This window comes from Rhizobium sp. KDH_Rht_773_N (assembly GCF_052946295.1).
In genome coordinates this window covers 1305662-1320431 of the sequence record NZ_CM129525.1, presented here as the reverse complement: position 1 = coordinate 1320431, position 14770 = coordinate 1305662, and the positions used below count along the sequence as shown (strand labels likewise).

General features: G+C 63.3%; 13 protein-coding genes and 1 tRNA gene. 10 read left to right on the top strand and 4 right to left on the bottom strand.

The genetic code is table 11. From position 1 onward, the window contains the following. The first annotated feature begins 121 nt into the window (after positions 1-121). Positions 122-964: a glycosyl transferase gene (locus ACU8HS_RS06755; RefSeq protein WP_112705875.1), complete on the top strand. Its 843-nt coding sequence runs from the start codon at positions 122-124 to the stop codon at positions 962-964. A gap of 74 nt (positions 965-1038) precedes the next feature. After that, a complete protein-coding gene (locus ACU8HS_RS06750; RefSeq protein ID WP_447015642.1) occupies positions 1039-1542 on the top strand; it encodes a hypothetical protein in 504 nt (167 codons plus the stop codon). A gap of 407 nt (positions 1543-1949) precedes the next feature. Here ACU8HS_RS06750 and ACU8HS_RS06745 read toward each other — a convergent pair. Continuing rightward, a tRNA-Thr gene (locus ACU8HS_RS06745) sits at positions 1950-2025 on the bottom strand. 191 nt (positions 2026-2216) lie between these two features. Next, a complete protein-coding gene (locus tag ACU8HS_RS06740) occupies positions 2217-3176 on the bottom strand; it encodes an NAD(P)H-dependent flavin oxidoreductase (RefSeq protein WP_113413013.1) in 960 nt (319 codons plus the stop codon). Between the two features lie 381 nt (positions 3177-3557). On the opposite strand from ACU8HS_RS06740, the gene ACU8HS_RS06735 reads away from it, so the two are divergent. Then, a complete protein-coding gene (locus ACU8HS_RS06735) occupies positions 3558-4811 on the top strand; it encodes a regulator (RefSeq protein WP_447015641.1) in 1254 nt (417 codons plus the stop codon). A gap of 24 nt (positions 4812-4835) precedes the next feature. On the opposite strand, the gene ppk2 is transcribed toward ACU8HS_RS06735, so the two are convergent. Further along, entirely contained in the window at positions 4836-5717 is an 882-nt protein-coding gene (gene ppk2, locus ACU8HS_RS06730) for a polyphosphate kinase 2 (RefSeq protein ID WP_112705878.1), read from the bottom strand. A gap of 244 nt (positions 5718-5961) precedes the next feature. Between ppk2 and phoR the strand changes: the two genes are divergently transcribed. From phoR to phoB, 7 genes are all read left to right on the top strand, one after another. Then, positions 5962-7185, top strand: coding sequence for a phosphate regulon sensor histidine kinase PhoR (gene phoR, locus ACU8HS_RS06725; RefSeq protein ID WP_112754898.1), 1224 nt, complete (start codon positions 5962-5964; stop codon positions 7183-7185). Between the two features lie 198 nt (positions 7186-7383). Further along, complete coding sequence (locus tag ACU8HS_RS06720) at positions 7384-8418, top strand: substrate-binding domain-containing protein (RefSeq protein ID WP_112705879.1); 1035 nt, start codon at positions 7384-7386, stop codon at positions 8416-8418. A 165-nt stretch (positions 8419-8583) separates the two neighbouring features. Next, positions 8584-10065 (top strand): phosphate ABC transporter permease subunit PstC, encoded by a 1482-nt coding sequence (gene pstC / locus ACU8HS_RS06715; RefSeq protein ID WP_112705880.1) that lies wholly within the window; start codon positions 8584-8586, stop codon positions 10063-10065. Further along, on the top strand, positions 10062-11384 hold the full coding sequence (gene pstA, locus ACU8HS_RS06710; RefSeq protein WP_112573665.1) for a phosphate ABC transporter permease PstA: 1323 nt from the start codon (positions 10062-10064) through the stop codon (positions 11382-11384). The genes pstC and pstA overlap by 4 nt, the downstream gene beginning before the upstream one ends. A 14-nt stretch (positions 11385-11398) precedes the next feature. Further along, positions 11399-12214: a phosphate ABC transporter ATP-binding protein PstB gene (pstB, locus tag ACU8HS_RS06705; RefSeq protein ID WP_447015640.1), complete on the top strand. Its 816-nt coding sequence runs from the start codon at positions 11399-11401 to the stop codon at positions 12212-12214. Positions 12215-12258: 44 nt separating this feature from the next. Beyond that, on the top strand, positions 12259-12972 hold the full coding sequence (phoU, locus tag ACU8HS_RS06700; RefSeq protein WP_112705882.1) for a phosphate signaling complex protein PhoU: 714 nt from the start codon (positions 12259-12261) through the stop codon (positions 12970-12972). Positions 12973-13101: 129 nt separating this feature from the next. Beyond that, entirely contained in the window at positions 13102-13785 is a 684-nt protein-coding gene (phoB, locus tag ACU8HS_RS06695; protein WP_003570612.1) for a phosphate regulon transcriptional regulator PhoB, read from the top strand. A 129-nt stretch (positions 13786-13914) separates the two neighbouring features. Here phoB and ACU8HS_RS06690 read toward each other — a convergent pair whose 3' ends face one another. Next, positions 13915-14703 carry a pyrroline-5-carboxylate reductase gene (locus ACU8HS_RS06690; RefSeq protein ID WP_113413016.1) on the bottom strand — a complete coding sequence of 263 codons (789 nt, stop codon included), beginning with the start codon at positions 14701-14703 and terminating at the stop codon, positions 13915-13917. Between the last annotated feature and the right edge of the window lie 67 nt (positions 14704-14770).

Below are 14770 nucleotides of genomic sequence, written 5' to 3'. Positions count from 1 at the left end.
GCGAGGAGACCCGGCAGGCTGGGCCGCTCCGCTATCTGGATGGCGTTTGCGCCGGTTGCCCCAGTCAGGGTCCGATACATGCCCGCGAAGCCTTCGGCTCCGGGCACGGAAACGACAGGATATGATGACGGATGTTCTGGCTGCGAGCGGCGGCGTCAAACAGGTAATTTGCATCAACTGGGGCACGCGATACGGGCCGATCTTCATCAATCGGCTCTATGCGATGGTGGCGCGCAACATCACGCCGCCCTTCACCTTCACCTGTTTCACCGATTGCCGGGACAATCTGCACCCCGCCATCCTGTGCGAGGACCTGCCGCCGCTGGATGTGGAAATGCCGGTTAATTCGCGCGGCATCTGGCCGAAGGCCAGGCTCTGGGGGGAAAAGCTCGGCAGCCTCGCCGGCCCTGTCCTCTATCTCGACCTCGATCTCGTCATCGTCGCCTCCCTCGACGGTTTCTTCCGGATCGGCGGGCCTGACGATGTCGTCATGGCCCGCAACCAGACGACACCCTTCGAAAGGCTCGGCCAGAGCTCGCTCTTCCGTTTCCCGGTCGGCAAGCTCCTGCCGCTGCAGGAAACGTTCCGGGCCGATCCGCAGAAAGTGGCCGACGAATACGAATACGAGCAGCGTTTCGTCACCCGCAACGCGCCGGGCGGGGTAAAGTTCTTCCCGCGAAACTGGGTCCTGCATTTCCGCCAGGACTGTCACTGGCCCTTTCCGCTGAACTATTTCCTGGCGCCGCGCCTGCCGGCCGGCGCCCGCGTCGTGCTCTTCCCGCGCGGCTTCCACCCGCAGAACGCCATCGACGGCAAGTTCGGCCCGCGCGGCCGTGGCGAAACGCGGCTCAAACATATCAGCGGCGTCTTCGACGCTACCCGACGCGACGGCAAGCAGCCCTTCCGCTACCTGCGCCACTATATATTGCCCACCCCCTGGGTGGCCGATCACTGGCGCGAGTAGGAAAGCGGCAGGCGCGGCGGAACAATTTCCCGCCTCGCAAGTTTTCCGCTTCAGGAAAACCCCAGGGTGCTCCCATGCGTCTTCCTTTGTTTGCAGCATTGCTCTCCTTCACGGGCCTTGCCGCCGGCGCCAATGCGTCCGACGCCGAGTTCCTCAATTCGCTGGCGGGCGACTGGAGCGGCAGCGGCATGATCCTGACCAGGATCGGCGGCATGAAGGTCAACGTCTCCTGCAGCCTGAAATCCGACACGAGCCCGACGACGGTCGCCATGAACGGCAATTGCCGCGCGCTTGCCGCCATCACCAGACGCTTTTCGGCAAAGGTGAAGGCCGCCGGCCAGGGCTATACCGGCAACTATACCGGCCCCTCCGGCCGCCCCTCCAAACTCGTCGGCAGCCGCAAGGGCGACGCCCTCAACTTCGCCGTCACCTGGGCGCACGTCACCAATGGCGACCGCAGCGCCAGCATGATGATCGAAAAGGTCGGCCAGAACGGCCTGCGCCTGCAGACGGTCGACCGCGACCCCGCATCCGGCCGCGCGGTGGTCACAAGCCGCATCGACCTGCAGCGGCAGTGAGGGCGGGCGGCGAAGGCGCTTACGTTTGCTTACGTTTGCTTACGCAAATTTCGTAAGCGGGATCGGCAAACAATTTCAATATCTTGTCGGAGCGCTTACGGACTTACGAAGAATATTGCAAAACTTGGCTGGATGAACGCCCCCCATAATAAGAGTCGGGAATAGCTCCAATTTCGTAAGTTCGTAAGCGCAAATGCCAAGATGCTGAATTCATTGAGATAAGTCGCTTACGAAGTTTGAGAAAAACGCACTCCGCTTACAAACTTTGCCAGGCGCACCCCGGCCCGGATGGATCTGGCCGGACGCCGCGCTCTCCATCAATGCCGGGTAATGCTCGGCAGAGCGACTTTGCAAAGGCCGGCTTGGTGATGAACTGCGCCTGAAAACAAATCAAGGAGAAGGGGAAATGGTGCCGCTTACGTGACTCGAACACGTGACCCCATCATTACGAATGATGTGCTCTACCGACTGAGCTAAAGCGGCAATCCGGCGGGAGAAGCTTGTCGCCCGCGATTTGCATGGGGCTGATACAGGCATTGCCGGAAGATTTCAAGCGCCCTCTTATGGCTTTGGCAAAAAAGCTGAAGCCTGTGGAAAGAGCATGTCGCGCAAAAGTGTGCAGCGGTATTGCGGTAACGACATGCGTCAGACAAAAACCCGAAGCGCCGCCCGCTTCAAAGCGCCAGCCGCGCGCGCGCCGCCCGGTATTCGGCTTCCAGCCGGTCGACCAGCCTTGCCACCGGCTCCACGGCCTTGATGGCGCCGATGCCCTGGCCGCTGCCCCAGATATCCTTCCAGGCCTTGGCGCCGCCGGTTGCCTGTTCGAAATCCATCTTCGAGGGGTCGGCTTCGGGCAGGTGGTCCGGGTCGAGGCCGGCGGCGCGGATGGAGGCTTTGAGGTAGTTGCCGTGAACGCCGGTGAAATAGTTGGAATAGACGATGTCGGCGGCCGCACCCTCGACGATCGCCTGCTTGTAGGCGTCAGTGGCGCGCGCCTCCTCGGTCGCGATGAAGGGCGTGCCGATATAGGCCATGTCGGCGCCCATGGCCTCTGCCGCCAGGATCGCGCCGCCGGTGGCGATCGCGCCGGCGAGCAGCAGCGGGCCGTCGAACCATGCGCGGATCTCCTGCACCAGCGCGAAGGGCGAGAGCGTGCCGGCATGGCCGCCGGCACCGGCGGCCACCGCGATCAGCCCATCGGCACCCTTGCGGATCGCCGAATGGGCGTGGCGGTTGTTGATGACGTCGTGCAGCACGATGCCGCCATAGGAATGCACCGCCGCGTTCACCTCCGGCACCGCGCCAAGCGAGGAAATGACCACGGGCACCTTGTATTTGACGCAGAGCATGAGGTCGTGCTCCAGCCGCCGGTTCGACATGTGGACGATCTGGTTGACGGCGAAGGGGGCGGCCGGCCGATCCGGATGCGCCGCATTATAATGGGCAAGCTCCTCGGTAATCATCGCCAGCCACTCGTCGAGCTGGCTTTCCGGCCGCGCGTTCAATGCCGGGAAGGCGCCGATCACGCCGGCCTTGCATTGCGCCAGCGTCAGCGCCGGATGCGAGACGATGAACAGCGGCGAGCCGACGACCGGCAGCCGGAGATTGTCCTTGAGGATTGCGGGCAGGGCCATGTCTCACCGCTTTGACGTTTACGAAAACGTCAATTGATTAGCAGAGCCGGCGCCCAGCGAAAAGGGCTGGAAGGCAAAGTGCCCGCGCTTTTCCGTAATCCTGTCCACTTTCGGAATATCTAATGGAGCTTCGCAGCCTTGCGCGGTGCGGCTTTTCCCCGGCCGATGCGGTTGCGCAAGAGCTGCAAGGCTTGCGGTTTGCCGCACTTGCCGCTACCGAATTTTGACGGGCATTCAATCCTTAAAGCATGTCGCGCAAAAGCGTGCGGCGGTTTTGCGGTAACGACATGCGAATACAGGAGCCTGGAGCGTGGCAAGCGATCCGAAAGGTCGCGACACGTTTTAGGGATCGATGCCGGCACCAAATGTGAAGGGCCTGACGTGAGCGGATTAGAAACGGCTATCAGAACTGCGCTCGACAATTCCGACCGCGACAATGCGGAGGTTCGCGCGCGCATCTACCAGTCCGCCCGCCAGGCGCTGGAAGCCGGCCTGCGCAAGCAGGATATTACCGATGCCGACGTGGTGGCCCATCATCGCCATCGTCTGGAAACCACGATCCACACGATCGAGAGCGAGGAGCGCGCCCGCCTCCACCCGCGCCAGAGGCCGCCGGAAGTGCCGGTCCCGCCGGTCGTGGAAATGCCCGAGCCCGCCCCGCACGCGCCGGAGCCTGCCTATCCTGCGGCCGAACCCGCCTATCGCGACGGCGAGGACGACCACCTTGCCGTCGTCGGCGAAACGCGCGGCCACAGTGCCGCTGGGCGCCGGGACGATCCGGGCCTCGACGATGCCAGCCTGGACGACGTTCACGCCGGCCGCGCCGGTCAGCTCGGCGCCGCCCCCGAGAGTGAGATGCTGGGCGAGATGCGCGGCGAGAGGCGCGCGGCGGAAGACAGGCGCGCCGGCATGGATTTCCGCCCCGAACGGGCCGCCGTGCGCCGCAAGCCGCGCAAGTTCTTCTCGCGCCTGCTCGTCTGGTGCGTGGTTCTCGCCTTCATCGGCACGGGCGGCTGGTGGGCCTATACGTCGGGCCTGCTGAAGACCGCCGCCGAGCGCGACACCAGCGTCGCCAATCCGCCCGCCAGCACGCAGCCGGAAGATTTCGACGGCGGGGAGGCTGCTGCCGGCGGCACGCCCGCCCATGTCGACGAACCCGTGACGATCGACCCGCAGAACGGCTTTTCGGCGGACTGGATCGAGGTCTTCAAGCCGGCCGATGCCGGCAAGATCGAGAACGGCCCGCGCGCGCGCACCGAAAACGTCACCGAAACCGAAGGCCCGGCCGTGCGCCTGACGTCGCAGAGCGGCAATACGGACGGCAACATTGCCATCAGCGTTCCCGCCAGCGTGCTGCAGCAGCTTGCCGGCAAGTCCTCCACCATCGCGCTGACCCTGCAATCGACCACCGACGAGCCGACGCAGATCACCGTCGAATGCGATTTCCAGTCGCTCGGCAGTTGCGCCCGTCACCGTTTCAGCGTCACGCGCGAAAAGTCCGACGCGCTGCTGCAGGTGCGTTTCGACCGCTCGCTGGCGCCCAGTTCGCCCGGCCGGCTGATGATCAACAGCGATGTCGACGGCAAGGCGCGCGGCATCAATCTCTTTGCCGTGCGCATCCTGCCGGGCCAGTAAGGGCGCGCCGTCGCCCCGGCGGGCCTATTTCAGAAAGCCGGGGCCGGAGCCGATGATCTTGTCGTCCAGCGCGCCGATCGCTTGCTTGTCCTTGCCGTCGTAATCCATCGTCTTCAGCATGTGGCGGATGAGGTTCAGCCGCGCCCGGCGCTTGTCGTTGGCGTGGATCACGGTCCAGGGCGCAAATTCCGTATGCGTCTCCTTCAGCATCCGGTCGCGCTTCTGGCTATAGTCGTCCCATTTGCTCAGCGCCGCGATATCCATCGAGGAGAGCTTCCACACGGCGAGCGGGTCGTGGCGCCGGTCGTGGAAACGCTTGATCTGCATTTCCCGGCCGATATCGAGATAGAATTTGAAGAAATAGATGCCCTCGTGGGCGATCACCTTCTCCACGTACGGCGCCTGGTTGAGGAAATCCTCGTATTGTTTCGGCGTGCAGAAGCCCATGACCGGCTCCACGCCCGCCCGGTTGTACCAGGAGCGGTCGAACAGCACGAATTCGCCCGAGGTCGGAAACTGGGCGACATAGCGCTGGAAATACCATTGGCCCTGTTCGCGCTCGGTCGGCTTGGCAAGCGCCACCACGCGGGCAAGGCGCGGGTTCATATGCGCCGAGGAGGCCTGGATCGCGCCGCCCTTGCCGGCCGCGTCGCGCCCCTCGAACAGCGCCATCACCCGTCTGCCCGTCGCCTGCAGCCAGAACTGCACCTTGACGAGCTCGACCTGCAGCTTCTGCAGCTCCTCGTTATATTCGTCTTCCTCGAGCTTTTTCTTGTAGGGGTAGTCGCCCGATTCCAGCGCATGTTCGTCCACCCAGTCGGGCAGGGCGGGATCGTCTATGTCGAAGACGCGCCTCTTGCCCCTGATCTCCAGCTCCACGGCTCTGCTTTCGACGTCCTCGGCCATCGTCTCCTCCTGCGCCTGATGAATTGGCTTTTGTCAGGCGAACATATTTACCGTTGAAAATCAAATCCGTTGCGGCGGCAGGGCGCAATCGGCCCTGGCGCGCTGCGGCTTTTCGAACAAGTTTTCCAAACGGAAAACTTCTGTCATGAAAGGCGGCTATCAGGCAGAGTTTGAATGTAAAGAAAAACGAATCGATGCCGCGAGGGGCGCTTTGGAAGACGAGAGGTCGTGGACGAAAAACCTGTTGGCGCGCATCCGGCGCGAACGCCCGGTTTTGCTGGCGACGCTGCTGAGCGCGCTGGTGGCGCTGGCCGCGGGCATGAACAAGTGGATCGTGCTCGCCCTGCTGCTCGTCATGGTCCTGACCGCGCTTTTCAACGAGGCGCCGGTCATCAAGCCCGATGTCGCCGAGCCGGCCGAGCCCGAGCCCGAACTGCCGCCGAGCCGCCTGCCGGAAGTCTCCGCCACGCTTGCCGGCCTCGACATTCCCGTCATGGTGCTCTCGCAGGATGCCTCCGTGCTCTTCCAGAACCGGGCGGCCGAAAAAGCCTTCGGCGAGGTGACGCCCGGCTCCCACATCTCGGCGCGGCTGCGCTCGCCCGGCGTGCTGGACATGGTGCGCGAGACGATCGCCACCAACGCCCCGAACCAGATCGAGCATTCCGAGCGGCTTCCGTCCGAGCGCGTCTATATCGTGCGCAGCGCCCCCGTCGAGTTCAAGGACGACGACGGCCGCAACGAGCGCTATTACATCCTCTCCTTCCGCGACATTTCCGAGGTGCGCCGCATCGACCGCATGCGCTCGGATTTCGTCGCCAATGCCAGCCACGAGCTGCGCACGCCGCTCGCCTCGCTGCGCGGCTTCATCGAAACCATCCAGGGGCCGGCCAAGAACGACCAGAAGGCGCAGGCCCGTTTCCTCGGCATCATGCTCGACCAGACGACGCGCATGAGCCGGCTGGTCGACGATCTCCTGTCGCTATCGAGGCTGGAGCTGAAATCCCATCTGGCGCCGGACGAGAAGGTGGATCTCGTGCCGCTTCTCGGCCATGTGCGGGATTCGCTGCTGCCGCTCGCCAGGGATGTCGGCGTCTCGATCAACCTGCATCTGCCGGAAGGCAAGGTCGAAGTGCTGGGCGATCGCGACGAGCTCGTGCAGGTCTTTGAGAACCTGATGGAGAACGCCTGCAAATACGGCCAGGAAGGCGAGGTCGTCGATGTCTGGCTGAAAAACGGGCCGGGCCAGCCGGTGGAGGTCAGCGTCGTCGACAAGGGGCCGGGCATCCCGGCCGAACACGTGCCGCGCCTGACGGAGCGTTTCTACCGCGTCTCCATCGAGGACAGCCGCTCCAAGAAGGGCACGGGCCTGGGGCTTGCCATCGTCAAGCATATCCTGACGCGCCACCGTGCACGGCTGGTCGTCAAATCCGAGGTCGGCAAGGGCACGGACTTTACCGTGCGTTTCTGACGCAATATGTCGCACACAAATTGGCGGCATCATGTTTTTACATTAAATATCAATAATTTAATCTGTCATAAATGTTTCACCGATTTGACATAAAAGGGCGGGGCTTAAGGCGCTAAGAGAGTCCTGCCGATGAAAAAAGGCAATGCGAGGGCCTCTTCGAGGCCGCACTCACACAAGCCCAAATGCCGGGAGATTCAAATGAACACCTTTAAACTTACTGTTGCCGCGCTCGCTGCAACCGCCGCTTTCGCTGGCGTTGCCGTCGCCCGCGACCAGATCCAGGTTGCCGGTTCGTCCACCGTCCTGCCTTACGCAAAGATCGTTGCCGAGTCCTTCGGCGAGACCTTCACCAACTTCAAGACGCCGGTCGTCGAATCCGGCGGCACGGGCGCTGGCCTGAAGGAATTCTGCAAGGGCGTCGGTGAAGACACGATCGACGTTGCCAACGCTTCGCGCCCGATCAACAAGAACGAAATGGAAGCCTGCAAGGCTGCCGGCGTAACGGACATCCAGGAAGTCAAGATCGGTTATGACGGCATCGTCTTCGCAACCGATGCTTCCAACCCGGACGTCGCCTACGTTCCCCAGGACATCTACAAGGCCCTCGCCGCCCAGGTCGTCGTTGACGGCAAGCTCGTCGCCAACCCCTACAAGAAGTGGTCCGAAGTCAACCCGAAGCTTCCGGCTGTTGATATCGCTGCCTATATCCCCGGCGAAAAGCACGGCACCCGCGAAGTCTTCGAACTGAACGTTCTCGCTGCTGGCTGCAAGGCTTCCGGCGCCCAGGACGTCATCGCCAAGGAAATCGCCGACAAGGCCGCCCAGGCCAAGGCTTGCGTCGCAGTCCGCAAGGACGGCGCTGCTGTCGACATCGACGGCGACTATCCGGAAACGCTGGCACGCATCGCCGCCAACAAGACCGGCGTCGGCGTCTTCGGCCTCTCCTTCTACGAAAACAACGCCGACAAGCTCAAGGTCGCTTCCATGAGCGGCATCGTTCCCTCCACGGAAACGATCGCCAACGGCACCTACCCGGTTTCCCGCCCGCTGTTCTTCTACGTCAAGAAGGCACATCTGGGCGCCGTTCCCGGCCTGAAGGAATATGTCAACTTCTTCGTATCCGACCAGATGATCGGCCCTGACGGCCCGCTCGTCGAATACGGCCTCGTTGCCGCTCCGGACGCAGAGCGCGACGCGATCCGCAAGGACGTGGAAGCCGGCAAGACCATGTAATGAACTTTGCCGGCGCGACGCTTGGGGGTGTCGCGCCGGCATTGCTTTTCCGTCCGGCGCATGAGGCGGCGGGCGGGCGAACTTCTTCTCCATGATATTGAAGCCGATGGCATGCTCCTGGAGCTGCCGGGCTCTTTGGGGGCTGTGGGCCTGGGGACGTAAAGAATGAGCACATCCATCCTACTCTTGTGCCTGGTGGTGATCGGCGCCGTTGCCTATGTGGCTGCGCGCAGCCGCGCGACCGCGCTTTCCGGCGGCAGGTCTTCCGCCCTGCATTCGCGGCCGGCCTATTACGGCTCCTATGCCGCGATCTGGGCCATGCTGCCTTCCCTGATCGTCCTGTGCGTCTGGCTGGCCGCCAGCCCGGGCATCATCTCCTCTTCCGTCCGCGGCAGCTTTCCGGCCGACGTGAAGGCCCAGCCGGCCGTCCAGCAGGACCTGGCCTACAGCATGGTCGTCACCGTCGCCCGCGGCCTCAACATGCTGACTTCTGACGAGGCTTCCGCCCTCTCGGCCGATCCGGCCGGCCTGCAGGCAAAGCTCAGCGAAAAGGGCGTGCCGCTCGCCGGCGAGCCGCAGCCCTACATGATCGACGCCGCCAAGGCGCTGAACGCCGAGAGCGCCACGAGCCGCCTGTTCATGACGGCGATCGTGCTGCTGCTTTCGGTTGCCGGCGCCTTCTACGCGCTGCGCTCCATCGCCCCGCGCTTCCGCGCCCGCAACCGGGTCGAGCGCGTCATGCTGTGGGCGCTGCTCCTCGCCTCCTCCATCGCCATCCTGACGACGATCGGCATCGTGCTGTCGATGCTGACGGAAGCCGGCCGCTTCTTTGCGGTCGTTCCCTTCGCCGACTTCTTCTTCGGCACCGTCTGGGATCCGCGTTTTGCCGGCGCCGGCGGTTCCTCCTTCGGCCAGTTCGGCCTCATCCCGCTGCTGCTCGGCACGCTCTATATCGGCCTCGTCGCCATGCTGGTCGCCGTGCCGGTCGGGCTTTTCGCCGCCATCTACATGGCCGAATACGCCTCTCCCAAAGTGCGCTCGCTCGCCAAGCCGCTGCTGGAAGTGCTGGCCGGCATCCCGACGATCGTCTACGGCTTCTTCGCGCTTGTCACCGTCGGACCCTTCCTGCGCGATTTCTCGGCTCAGATCAGCGGCCTTCTCTCCGGCAGCTATACCAACTTCATCCAGGCGCAGAGCGTTCTGACGGCCGGCATCGTCATGGGCATCATGCTGATCCCCTACGTGTCCTCGCTGTCGGACGATATCATCACCGCCGTGCCGCGCGCCCTGCGCGACGGCTCGCTCGGCCTCGGCGCCACGCGTTCGGAAACCATCAAGAAGGTGGTGCTGCCGGCCGCCCTGCCGGGCATCGTCGGCGCGCTGCTGATGACCGCCTCGCGCGCCATCGGCGAAACCATGATCGTCGTTCTGGCCGCCGGTGTCGCCGCCCGCATCCAGATCAACCCCTTCGAGCCGATGACGACCGTGACCGTCAAGATCGTCAACCAGCTGACCGGCGACCTTGAGTTCACCTCGCCGCAGACGCTGGTTGCCTTCGCGCTCGGCATCACGCTGTTCTGCATCACGCTTTGCCTCAACATCTACGCACTCTATATCGTGCGCAAATACCGGGAGCAGTACGAATGACGAATATTGTTTCTCCCGTCGCCGGCGTCACCGTTTCCAAGGCCCCCGCGCGCCGCGACATCGGCATCAAGCGCCGCTATGCCGCAGAACGCCGCTTCCAGGCCTATGGCATCGCCGCCATCGCCTTCGGCCTCGTCTTTCTCTTCATCCTGCTGTGGACGGTCATCAGCAACGGCTATACCGCCTTCCAGCAGACGGCCATCACCCTGCCGATCGAGTTTGCCGAGAAGACCATCGACCCGGACAACAAGCGCGCGAGCGACCCTTCGGTGCTGATTGCCGCCAACTATCCGGTCCTGCTGCGCGACGCGATCGTCAAGCAGCTCGGCATCAACCCTTCGAGCCGCCCCGACGTGCGCGACGCGGCCAACATGATCTCGAAGGGCGCGCCGATCCAGCTGCGTGACATGGTGGTCGCCGACCCGTCGATCATCGGCAAGACCGTCAACGTCACGGTTCTCGCCGAAGCCAATATCGACAGCGCCAACAAGGGCCAGATCGATCTTTCGGTCGAGGAGAAGAACCGCAAGGTCAACGACAAGCAGGTCGGCTGGATGAACCAGCTGAAGGCGAGCGGTGCGCTCCAGAAGGAGTTCAACACCGGCCTCTTCGTCAACGGCAATTCCAGCCGCCCGGAAGCCGCAGGCCTCGGCGTCGCCCTCATCGGCTCGCTCTACCTGATGCTGATCGTTCTCGTCCTTGCGCTGCCGATCGGTGTGGCCGCCTCGATCTATCTCGAGGAATTCGCGCCGAAGAACAGGCTGACGGACCTGATCGAGGTCAATATCAACAACCTCGCCGCAGTCCCCTCCATCGTCTACGGCCTGCTCGGCCTGTCGGTCTTCATCAACTTCGCCGGCCTGCCGCGTTCGGCCTCGCTGGTCGGCGGTCTGGTGCTGACGTTGATGACCCTGCCGACGATCATCATCGCCACGCGTGCCGCACTGCGCGCCGTGCCGCCCTCGATCCGCTCCGCCGCCCTTGGCCTTGGCGCCTCGAAGATGCAGATGGTGTTCCACCATGTGCTGCCGCTTGCCATGCCCGGCATCCTGACCGGCACGATCATCGGCCTTGCCCACGCACTCGGCGAAACCGCGCCGCTCTTGCTCATCGGCATGGTCGCCTTCGTCGCCCAGGCGCCGACCACGCCGCTCGATCCCTCCACCGCACTTCCGGTTCAGGTCTACATGTGGGCCAACGAAGCCGAGCGCGCCTTCGTGGAAAGAACCTCGGGTGCCATCATCGTCCTGCTCCTGTTCCTCATCGTCATGAACATCGGAGCTATCCTCTTGCGTCGTCGCTTTGAGCGCCGCTGGTAAACGGAGTAGAGATCATGAACATGTTGACGGAAGCCGCAGTTGAGAAGGCGCTGGACCAGAAAATGAGCAACGTCCCGTATAAGATGATCGGTCAGGATGTCTCCGTTTATTACGGCGAGAAGCGCGCGCTTTTCGACGTCAATCTGAACATCCGCGAAAACACCGTGACCGCGCTGATCGGCCCGTCGGGCTGCGGCAAGTCCACCTTCCTGCGTTCGCTGAACCGCATGAACGACACGATCGACGGTTGCCGCGTCACCGGCAAGATTTCGCTCGACGGCGACGATATCTACGATCCGGATATCGATGTCGTCGAACTGCGCGCCCGCGTCGGCATGGTGTTCCAGAAGCCGAACCCGTTCCCGAAGTCGATCTACGAAAACATCTCCTACGGCCCGCGCATCCACGGCCTTGCCAAGTCCAAGGCCGATCTCGACCAGATCGTCGAATCGAGCCTGCAGCGCGCCGGCCTCTGGAACGAGGTCAAGGACCGCGTGCATGAATCCGGCACCGGCCTGTCCGGCGGCCAGCAGCAGCGCCTGTGCATCGCGCGCGCCGTCGCCGTCAGCCCGGAAGTCATCCTGATGGACGAGCCCTGCTCGGCGCTCGACCCGATCGCGACAGCCAAGGTTGAAGAGCTGATCCACGAGCTGCGCGAAAACTACACGATCGTCATCGTGACGCATTCCATGCAGCAGGCCGCTCGCGTATCACAGCGCACGGCCATGTTCCACCTCGGCAACCTGGTCGAGGAGAACGATACCGACAAGATGTTCACCAACCCGGACGACCCGCGCACCCAGGACTATATCATGGGCCGGTTCGGCTGATTTTGGCGATGTGAAGCCTTCCCGATTTTCGAGGACAAAGCCCAATGGCATCGACACATATTTTTTCCGCCTACGACGACGATCTGAAGTTCCTGTCCCGGCGCATTTCCGAGATGGGCGGCCTTGCCGAACAGATGGGCGCCGAAGCCGTCCGCGCGCTCGTCAACGGTGACACGGCGCTCGCCCAGAAGGTCATTTCCGACGACGTGATCCTCGATCACGCCGAGCGCGAAATCAACGACAAGGCGATCGTCACCATCGCCCGCCGCCAGCCGATGGCCTCCGACCTGCGCGAGATCATCGGTTCGATCCGGATCGCCGCCGATCTCGAGCGCGTCGGCGATCTCGGCAAGAACACCGCCAAGCGCGTCATCGCCGTGCAGAGCACCGGCGTCCCGCGCAAGCTCGCCCGCGGCCTCGAACACCTCTCCGAACTGGCGCTCGTCCAGCTCAAGGAAGTGCTCGACGTCTACACGACGCGTTCGGCCGACAAGGCCAAGTCCATCCGCGAGCGCGATGACGAGATCGACGCGATGTACACCTCGCTGTTCCGCGAACTGCTGACCTACATGATGGAAGATCCGCGCAACATCACGAGTTGCACGCATCTTCTTTTCTGCGCCAAGAACATCGAGCGCATCGGCGACCACGCGACCAACATCGCCGAGACGATCTACTATATGGCAACCGGTGCCCAGCCGGAGGGCGAGCGTCCGAAGGACGACAGCTCCAACACCGTCGGCGCCGTCACGGAGTAATCCCGGCCGCCGATTGCACGCGCCCCCCGCCCGGGGGCGCCCGAGGGTGCAGCCAATTCCGACTTTCTGCATGATCCCTTGCTTAAATCACCCCCGGTTTAAGGATCGTGCATTAGGAGACTGACACGCATGATCCCAAGAGTTGCAGTTGTTGAAGATGAAGAAGCGCTGAGCGTGCTGCTGCGCTACAACCTCGAGGCCGAAGGTTTCGAGGTGGATACGATCCTCCGTGGCGACGAGGCCGAGATCCGGCTTCAGGAGCGCACGCCCGACCTGCTCATCCTGGACTGGATGCTGCCGGGCGTTTCCGGCATCGAGCTCTGCCGGCGGCTGCGCATGCGGCCGGAAACCGAGCGCCTGCCGATCATCATGCTGACGGCGCGCGGCGAAGAGAGCGAGCGTGTGCGCGGCCTTTCGACCGGCGCGGACGATTATGTCGTCAAGCCCTTCTCCACGCCGGAACTGGTTGCCCGCGTCAAGGCCATGCTGCGCCGCGCCCGCCCGGAGGTTCTCTCCACCGTTCTGAAATGCGGCGATATCGAGCTCGATCGCGAAACCCACCGCGTCCACCGCAAGAGCCGCGAAGTCCGCCTCGGACCGACCGAATTCCGCCTGCTGGAATTTTTGATGTCGTCGCCGGGCCGCGTCTTCTCCCGCTCGCAGCTGCTCGACGGCGTCTGGGGCCACGATATCTACGTGGACGAACGCACCGTCGACGTCCATGTCGGCCGCCTGCGCAAGGCGCTGAACTTCTCCAACATGCAGGATGTCATCCGCACCGTGCGCGGCGCGGGATATTCGATGGAAGCCTGATCCGAGCAATCGGAGGTCACGAACGGGTCGCTCGCTTGCCGGGCGGCCCGTTTGTTTGTTCTGGCCCCCCGAACTCCTTATGAAAGCCGACACCAGGCGCCGAAAGCAAACGTCGAGAGACCCGGCGCCTTACAGGCGGACACGCGCAAGAATTCGATCAAGCGCCCTTTGCAGGGCCGCAGTGCCGCCAAACGCGCGAAAGTCTTCGAGCACCTGTTCATTCAATCCGCCCCTGGTCGAATGCTCGCCGATGAGTTCGTCAAAACGCGCGACAGGTTTTGCGCTGGCAGTATGGGCGAGACCGGAAAACAACTGGCGGAGGTAGGCGTCGCCAGCCGTTCCCGAAAGCCCCTGGCTCTGCAGCCAGGTCGAGGTCGCGTCCAGGATGCCGAAATAGGTGGCCATCAGGCAGCTCGCCACCGCGAGAAGTTCGAACTCCGCCTTGTTTTCGACCTGGATCGCTGTTCCGAGCGCCGAAAAGAGGGCGTGGGAAACCTCGTCGGGCGGGTAGATTGCAGTCGCGCCCTGAAGATCTGCGACGAACGGAAGGGGAATTGCCAGGCTTAGGCGAACCGGCTGGTCGATCCATGCCAGCAGCTGATCCATTGGTGTGACCGCGACAAAGCTGATGACATGGTGGCCCGGCCGAAATCGCAGCGAGCGGACGACCTCCTCGACAATTTGTGGCCTCACCGCCACGAATACGAGATCGGATCGGTCAAGAACATCCTGGTTGCCCAAAGCGATCGACACATTCCGGTTTGCCGCCGCGAGGCGGGCGGCGACGCCTGCGTTACGGGGTGACAGCATGACCGGTGTGTCGCAAAACGCTGTCTTCCCCAGACCGGTGACGACGGCCTCGGTAATCGTGCCCGTCCCGACGAACCCGATTGTCATGCGCTTTGGATCGATCTCCATTGGCACCCCTGAGCGACTGTGTGCGTCGCGCTGCTCGACGAGAATACCGCATCTGTATCAGAAAATC

Excerpts from the sequence above, each read along its gene's own strand:
- ACU8HS_RS06750 (WP_447015642.1), top strand. The coding sequence starts at position 1,039 with ATGCGTCTTCCTTTGTTTGCAGCATTGCTCTCCTTCACGGGCCTTGCC.
- phoB (WP_003570612.1), top strand. The coding sequence starts at position 13,102 with ATGATCCCAAGAGTTGCAGTTGTTGAAGATGAAGAAGCGCTGAGCGTG.
- ACU8HS_RS06720 (WP_112705879.1), top strand. The coding sequence starts at position 7,384 with ATGAACACCTTTAAACTTACTGTTGCCGCGCTCGCTGCAACCGCCGCT.
- ACU8HS_RS06755 (WP_112705875.1), top strand. The coding sequence starts at position 122 with ATGATGACGGATGTTCTGGCTGCGAGCGGCGGCGTCAAACAGGTAATT.
- ACU8HS_RS06740 (WP_113413013.1), bottom strand. The coding sequence starts at position 3,176 with ATGGCCCTGCCCGCAATCCTCAAGGACAATCTCCGGCTGCCGGTCGTC.
- phoU (WP_112705882.1), top strand. The coding sequence starts at position 12,259 with ATGGCATCGACACATATTTTTTCCGCCTACGACGACGATCTGAAGTTC.
- ACU8HS_RS06690 (WP_113413016.1), bottom strand. The coding sequence starts at position 14,703 with ATGGAGATCGATCCAAAGCGCATGACAATCGGGTTCGTCGGGACGGGC.
- pstA (WP_112573665.1), top strand. The coding sequence starts at position 10,062 with ATGACGAATATTGTTTCTCCCGTCGCCGGCGTCACCGTTTCCAAGGCC.
- pstC (WP_112705880.1), top strand. The coding sequence starts at position 8,584 with ATGAGCACATCCATCCTACTCTTGTGCCTGGTGGTGATCGGCGCCGTT.
- pstB (WP_447015640.1), top strand. The coding sequence starts at position 11,399 with ATGAACATGTTGACGGAAGCCGCAGTTGAGAAGGCGCTGGACCAGAAA.
- ppk2 (WP_112705878.1), bottom strand. The coding sequence starts at position 5,717 with ATGGCCGAGGACGTCGAAAGCAGAGCCGTGGAGCTGGAGATCAGGGGC.